5 protein-coding genes are annotated in these 6,780 nt (G+C 51.5%); 3 read left to right on the top strand and 2 right to left on the bottom strand.

The features are described from left to right. Both ACPV3A_RS19485 and ACPV3A_RS19480 read left to right on the top strand, forming a co-directional pair. The coding region (locus ACPV3A_RS19485) for a heparinase II/III domain-containing protein (RefSeq protein ID WP_426200632.1) at nt 1-1,874 on the top strand (1,874 nt) is incomplete at its 5' end. Beyond that, nucleotides 1,858-4,227 carry a DUF4962 domain-containing protein gene (locus ACPV3A_RS19480; RefSeq protein ID WP_426200631.1) on the top strand — a complete coding sequence of 790 codons (2,370 nt, stop codon included), beginning with the start codon at nt 1,858-1,860 and terminating at the stop codon, nt 4,225-4,227. The genes ACPV3A_RS19485 and ACPV3A_RS19480, both read left to right, overlap by 17 nt. A gap of 169 nt (nt 4,228-4,396) precedes the next feature. Here ACPV3A_RS19480 and ACPV3A_RS19475 read toward each other — a convergent pair whose 3' ends face one another. Then, nucleotides 4,397-5,284, bottom strand: a complete 888-nt coding sequence (locus tag ACPV3A_RS19475) for an AraC family transcriptional regulator (protein ID WP_426200630.1) — start codon at nt 5,282-5,284, stop codon at nt 4,397-4,399. A gap of 191 nt (nt 5,285-5,475) precedes the next feature. Here ACPV3A_RS19475 and ACPV3A_RS19470 point away from each other — a divergent pair, with 191 nt between their 5' ends. After that, on the top strand, nt 5,476-6,525 hold the full coding sequence (locus ACPV3A_RS19470; protein WP_426200629.1) for a Gfo/Idh/MocA family protein: 1,050 nt from the start codon (nt 5,476-5,478) through the stop codon (nt 6,523-6,525). A gap of 150 nt (nt 6,526-6,675) precedes the next feature. On the opposite strand, the gene ACPV3A_RS19465 is transcribed toward ACPV3A_RS19470, so the two are convergent. After that, a complete protein-coding gene (locus ACPV3A_RS19465; protein WP_426200258.1) occupies nt 6,676-6,771 on the bottom strand; it encodes an IS3 family transposase in 96 nt (31 codons plus the stop codon). Nucleotides 6,772-6,780 lie beyond the last annotated feature (9 nt).

Genomic DNA, 6,780 nt, shown 5'->3' with positions numbered 1-6,780 from the left:
TTTATCCTGTCCACCCGGATGCCCAGCCCTGGATGCTGAAAGGGCGCGCATTCCATCAGGCTTTAACCGAGGCCATCTGGGCAACGACCTTGCTTCGCGGTTATCTGCTTTTGGAGGATTTGCATGTGTCGTTTCACGAGGCTGAACGCCGGAAGATTGATCATTTCCTGCATATGCTCGAGAGCAGCATGACGGAATATCATCATATGTTGACCCAGGAGCGCGGAAATCCCGAGAACAACTATACCGCCTGGCTGATTGCCGCGCTGTTCAGTATCTATGCGGTACAAGGCGAAGCGGAGAAGCTGCGGCAGCTGGTTGTCAAGGAAGGCGGCCTGCGGCATCATCTCAGCATTGCCATCAGGCCGGATCAGCTTGAATTTGAAGGCAGCGTGTATTACCACGTATTCGTACTCCGTGCTTACCTGATTGCAGCGGAAATGGGAACCCGGGTTGGTGAAGAGCTTTTTTCCCTGAGGGGAGAGCAAGGTCAATCCATGCAGGGAATGCTGGCGGTACTGGTTCAATTATCAGACCAAAATGGCTCCCTGCCTGCACTTCACGACGGTCCTTATCGCAGGGCTCCCTATGCGCGAGAAATTGCCGAGATTTTGGAAATCGGTTTATCCGTATTTGGAGATAAGAGCTATCGGCGATTGCTAGACCATGTATATCGTCAACTGAATGGAGAAGCCGGTCGGGTCGGCATGCTGGAAGCACTGTTATACGGAATGGGCCATTGGGATGGGAGATACGGAATGGCTGCTTCTGCGGCAAAGGCTTCTCATAGGAAGACATCGGAAGGAGTATGGGAAGTCGGGGACGTCATCGAAGTACGAGTGACACGAGAAGTGCAAGGAGCAGGCGATGCAGAACATGCGAACCGAGCAGGTAATGAAACTGAAGGAAAGGAAGCAATGGAAGCAAGGGACAACGAAGGCAGAAACCAGAATGACTTGCCCGATCTGTCCGCTTCTTCCGTCTTTCTTCCTCACAGCGGATTTGCCCTGTTGGAGTCGAGCCATTCGAATGGGCTTCAGGCGTTGGTCGATTTTGGCCCTCATGGTGGATCACATGGTCACTTCGATAAACTGAATCTGATGATTCATGTCGGGAACCAGCCTCTATCGCCAGACCGTGGTACCGTACCGTACGGTTCAATCCTGAAGAAGGAATGGTATCCCCATACAGCCTGCCACAACACCGTCTCGGTTGGGCGACGTTCCCAGAATCCGACCGAAGGCAAATGCATTCGGTATGAATCCGGTTCGAATTTTACTTATCTTTGGGTGCGGTCCGATCAGGCTTATGAACAGGGCGTTCTGGACCGGCACCTGATATTGACGGATGACTGGCTTCTGGATTGGTTCGAAGTGGAATTGGAAGAGCCGGCAGCTGTGGATTGGTGGTTTCATTATGTTGGCCAAGGAGAGCTTAGCGGGCTTCCAAACGCTGATCAGGGCCATGTTGTAACGGATCTAGGAAACGAAGATGGATACGCATATGTAAAAGAAAGCTGCACCCACGTTTTGTCCCAGGATGGCTTGCAATTCAATCTCCATATTGCCAATGCATCAGGGCCGCTGGCGGTAGCTTCATTTATGGCCTTTGAGGGTATGGGATGCACACAGGTGGAGTCACCTGGAATTGCGAACGATCCGAGCCGAAGGATGGAGGGAATCCGGCTTCATCGGACAGATTCGCAAGCCCGCTTCATTGCCGTCTACCGTAGCGGTACGGAGCCGCTCTCATTGGAATGGATCGGGTCGGAGGATGGGCACTGGCTCAGCTTGTCCCATGGCAGGACCGCAAGAAGCTTCACGATGACCAACAACGGGTTGAAGGAGAGGGTACTCGATGAAAACCTTGTTTGAACCGAAAAGCGGATTGTTGTCCGTGCCATATCAACCGGATGCAGAGAGTAAGCTGCTTGAGAATCCTCCCCGTTTCACCTGGATGCCGGGACAGCTGGAGAACGACCGTTATATGCTGCAGATTTCGACCTCACCCTCGTATGAAACGGAAGCGACAACGACAATCGCACCGATTCCCTATAACTTATACACTCCGGATCACGCACTGGAGCCAGGTACTTATTATTGGCGCTATGCCTTGCTGACCGGGGAACAAGGGGAGGAAGCGACGGACGTTGCCCTTAACCGTTCTTCATGGAGCCAATCCCGGATGTTTCATGTTCCGGAGGGCCTCCCTGAGACTCCCCTGCCTGACCGTGGGGATCGCTATGAACGCACGCATACCGGGCATCCGCGGTTATGGCTGGATGAGAAGGGGGTTGCGGCGTTCCGTGAACATTTAAGACAGGATGATGATTACTGCGGCTGGCGCGCTTTTTACGAGAAATCGGTCATTCCGTGGCTGGATAAGCCGTTAATTCCCGAACCGGAACGTTATCCCGGCAATAAGCGTGTCGCGAAGCTGTGGAGAAAAATGTACATGGATTGCCAAGAAACGCTGTACGTTATCCGGCACTTAAGCGTGGCAGGCGTCATTTTGCAGGATGATGCTTTGATAGCCAAAGCGAAGACGTGGCTGCTTCACGCGGCTCGTTGGGATACGGAAGGTACAACGTCCAGGGATTATAACGATGAAGCTGCGTTTCGGATGGTTGGTGCACTCGCATGGGGATACGACTGGCTCCACGATTACCTCACCGCAGAGGAGATTGATCTCGTCAGGGGAGCTCTTCTGCGGCGTACGGAGCAGGTGGCCTTCCATGTGATGGAGCGTTCGAAAATCCATCATGTCCCCTATGACAGCCATGCTGTTCGTTCGTTGTCCTCCGTGCTTGTCCCAGCCTGCATTGCCATGCTGCATGAAGAGGTCGAGGCACAGACATGGCTGGATTACACGCTGGAATACTACGCCTGCCTCTATTCGCCTTGGGGCGGAGAAGATGGAGGCTGGGCCGAGGGGCCGCTCTATTGGACAACCGGTATGGCGTTTGTGATCGATGCGCTTAATCTCATTCGCAGCTACGTATCGATTGATTTCTTTAAACGGCCGTTCTTTGGGCGCACGGGCGATTTTCCGCTCTACTGCAGCAGCCCGGATACGATTCGGGCCAGCTTCGGAGACCAGTCCTATCTAGGCGAACCCGTTAGTCTGAAGACGGCTTTCAATATTCGCCAGTTTGCAGGCATTACAGGCAACGGATTATATCAGTGGTATTATGAACAAGTAGCCAAAGCGGATACGGACGCCGACACCAAGTTTTACAATTACGGCTGGTGGGATTTCCGATTTGACGATATGCTGTACCGGCATGATTACCCTCAAGTGGAGGCTGTTGCTCCTTCTGTTACCGTTCCGTTTTCTTCCTATAACGCTTCGGAAGCGAAGGAGGGAACCATCCAATCCGTCAAATGGTTCCGGGATATTGACTGGGTGGCGATGCATCACCGGATGGATGATCCGGATGAACATATCATGCTGCTGGCAAAGAGCAGCCGTTACGGCTCCATGAGCCACAGTCACGGTGACCAGAACGGATTCCTGCTGCACGCATTCGGCGAACCTCTCGCTATCGAGAGTGGATATTACATCGCTTTTGGAAGCACGATGCATATGAATTGGCGGAGGCAGACGCGTTCCACGAACAATATTCTCATCGATGGCCATGGGCAGTATGCGGGAAAAGATAAGGTGCTCTGCATCGAGGCCAGCGGGAAGGTCGAGCAAGTCGACGCGTCACCGGGTTACGGGTATACCCGCATGAACGCTACGCAGGCCTACCTGGAGAATGTCCCTTATCTTGAGCGGTATGTGCGCGAGATCTATTTTTTTGACGAATCATATTTTGTCATTGTGGATACGGTGGATCTTGCCAAGCCAGCCAGCATCGAGTGGCTGTTTCATACCCTAAACCGGATGAAGCTGTCGGGGCAGACGTTTCGGGTGTTGGGCAGCAAAGCGGAAATGGAAGGGCGATTCGTGTACAGTTCATCCGGCGACTTGTCGCTGAATCAGCATAATCAGTTCACCGATGTCGATCCCGAAGAAATCGATGGGCTGGATAACCAGTGGCATCTGCATGCTGAAACGAAATCTGCGGCAAGCCATCGCATCGCGACCCTCCTGGTTCCCATGAAGGCGGATGAGAGTAAATATGTCTCGTATTTCCTGGATGATCAGGACCATGGAGTTCATATCTATTTCACGAACGAAGATGGGAACACAAGAAAGGTCGAGGTGCCTAAGGCATATTAATCTTAGAGGTGCTGATTCGATTAAGAATATAGACTCAACTTCAGCGAAAGCAGCTGGATGTTGAGTCTTTTTTTATGCATATTCACAATGCTGATGGATACAGTTACCGTTCTCGTAGAGATCATGGGCCGGGATATAGTTCGCAAAGGATTGATTCTGAAATCAGGGTCTATAACAGTCTAGCCTGGGAAGGTGTCATGCCCTTATACTGTTTGTACAGCTTGGTAAAATAATTCGGGTTGCTGCAGCCGACGATGCCGGCAATCTCGGTGATGGTTAAAGTCCCTTCACGAAGCAGCTTCTCCGCTTCATTCATTCGGGTTAGATTGACGTAATCCACGAATGTGCGCCCTGTTAAACGCTTGAACATTTTGCAAAAATGAAACGGATTCAAACCGACCTCCGCCGCTGCGGCCTCAACCGACAATTTCTCGCCGATGTTGCTCTCGATGTGTTGAATGAGTGTTTTATAACGGTCCCGATTCGCAAAATACGGCTCGGCCGTCTTCTCCGTGAACGGTGCGGGCATGAATGTGCGCGCCAGCAGAACGAACAGGGTGTACAGCTTGGACTTGGTTATAAGCTCATAGGCTGGACGACGCGTTACAAGCTCTTCAATGACTTCATCCAGCAGCGGATAGCAGTCTGCGCTAGCTGGGTGGCTCTCGGCAGGCTTGACGGGGAAACGGAGCCGGCCTTCCATATAGGGAGCGACATAACGCGCATGAATCGGATCATGAAGGAAATCGTTAAAGAGGGATGCATTCACCACGACACAATCAAATCGTACGTCGTCATCTTCAAGAGCATATCCCACGTGAAGGCTGCCGCCGGGGATGATAATGACTTCCCCGGCCTTTACGTCATACGGAGTTGTATCAATATGGAATACCGCGTGTCCTTGGCGCATGCTAATGATCTCAAAGTGCTCATGCCAGTGGAGATACAGGATACAGTCTTTCATTTTGGCATGGGAGCAGAAGTTATGAAATACCTGCACGGGATAAGCTTTGTAGTCAAGTCTCGTATTCTCATGAAGCTCTCTTGGATTGGACAAGCGAATTCACCTCGAACCGCAAGATTAGAGTGGTAATGCACAAGGTTGTATAGAGAAAATGTTGAGTTCCGCCATTATAATGAAGTTGCTTCACTTACAATAAGCCAATATCGGAATGATGACAACGGGTTAGAAAAAAGATTTGTAAGCGGTTTACAACAATATGATGTATTCAGGGGGAGTTAGCAAGCATGACCACGACATTTAAAGTTGTGATAGCAGGATGCGGCAGTATGGCGAATACATGGGCGGAATATGCAAAAGGGCGTGAGGACGTTGAAATCGTGGGCCTTGTGGATATCCAGGAAAAGTTTGCACAGGCATTTGCCGATCGGCATGGGCTTTCTTGTCCCATCTATACAAATATTACGGAGGCTCTTACTTCAAGCGAAGCGAATATCGTATTTGATGTGACCATTCCCGCCAGCCACTATGGGATTAGCACGGCAGCGCTTAAGCATGGGTGCCATGTATTCAGCGAAAAACCGTTAGCGGAATCGATGACGGAATGCTTGGATATCGTGAAACTGGCCGAGTCTGTGGGCAGAACGCATGCCGTCATGCAAAACCGCCGATTTGACCCGCGAATTAGGGCGTTCAAGGATTTGATCGATAGCGGCGCGATTGGAAAACCCGGTTTCATTGGGGCGGATTTTTTTCTGGGCGCCCATTTCGGCGGGTTTCGGGACCTGATGGACAGTCCTTTGCTGCTCGACATGGCCATTCACACCTTCGACCAGGCCCGAATGATCAGCGGAGCCAATCCGGTATCCGTGTACTGTCAGGAGTTTAACCCGCCGGGGTCCTGGTATGCTGGTAACGCGATGGCGATATGCATCTATGTAATGTCGGACGGCTCCGTGTTCAATTACCGCGGTTCCTGGTGTGCCGAAGGTGCTCAGACCTCCTGGGAGGCCGCATGGCGCGTAACGGGAGAGAGAGGAACGGCAATCTGGGACGGTCATGATGAGATTTATGCGGAGTTCGTGGCGGAAGGGGATCAATCAGGAAATTTCATACGGAGGTATGAACGGACGGAAGGAACGCTGCCCGTCATGGAGAAGACCGGACATCATGGCTGCCTGGAACATATGTTTTATGCCCTCGAAGCCGGCATCAAGTCGGAGACGGATTGCAGCGACAACGTCTACAGCATGGCGATGGTGCTGGCTGCCTTGGAGAGTGCCAAGACGGGACAGAAAGTCATGATATCGGAGTTCATGAAGGGAACAAGTGAGTAGTTTCGGCGGCATTTTCATACAACTCTAGCCTTGGCTGGAGGATAGCTTGCACAGGAATGTGTTGTCTGGGGAACAAAAACATATAGGGTACAAGGAGCCGCGGGGATTGGTCATAACCCTGTCAAGTAGACAGTACAAAAAAGACATGATTTATGCTGCGACCGTTTCCCGGTATTCTACCGGGGAACGGTCGTTTAATTTTTTCTGGAATCGGTTCTGGTTATAGAACAGAATGTATTCATTCACTTGCTGTTC

Origin of the sequence: Paenibacillus sp. Dod16 (genome assembly GCF_049893405.1) — a bacterium.
Classification (GTDB): domain Bacteria; phylum Bacillota; class Bacilli; order Paenibacillales; family Paenibacillaceae; genus Paenibacillus_AQ.
Note: the sequence above shows the minus strand (reverse complement) of the source record. Positions and strands in the feature narration are given on the sequence as shown.

Coding starts and splice junctions, on each gene's coding strand:
- ACPV3A_RS19480 (WP_426200631.1), top strand. CDS start 1,858: ATGAAAACCTTGTTTGAACCGAAAAGCGGATTGTTGTCCGTGCCATAT.
- ACPV3A_RS19470 (WP_426200629.1), top strand. CDS start 5,476: ATGACCACGACATTTAAAGTTGTGATAGCAGGATGCGGCAGTATGGCG.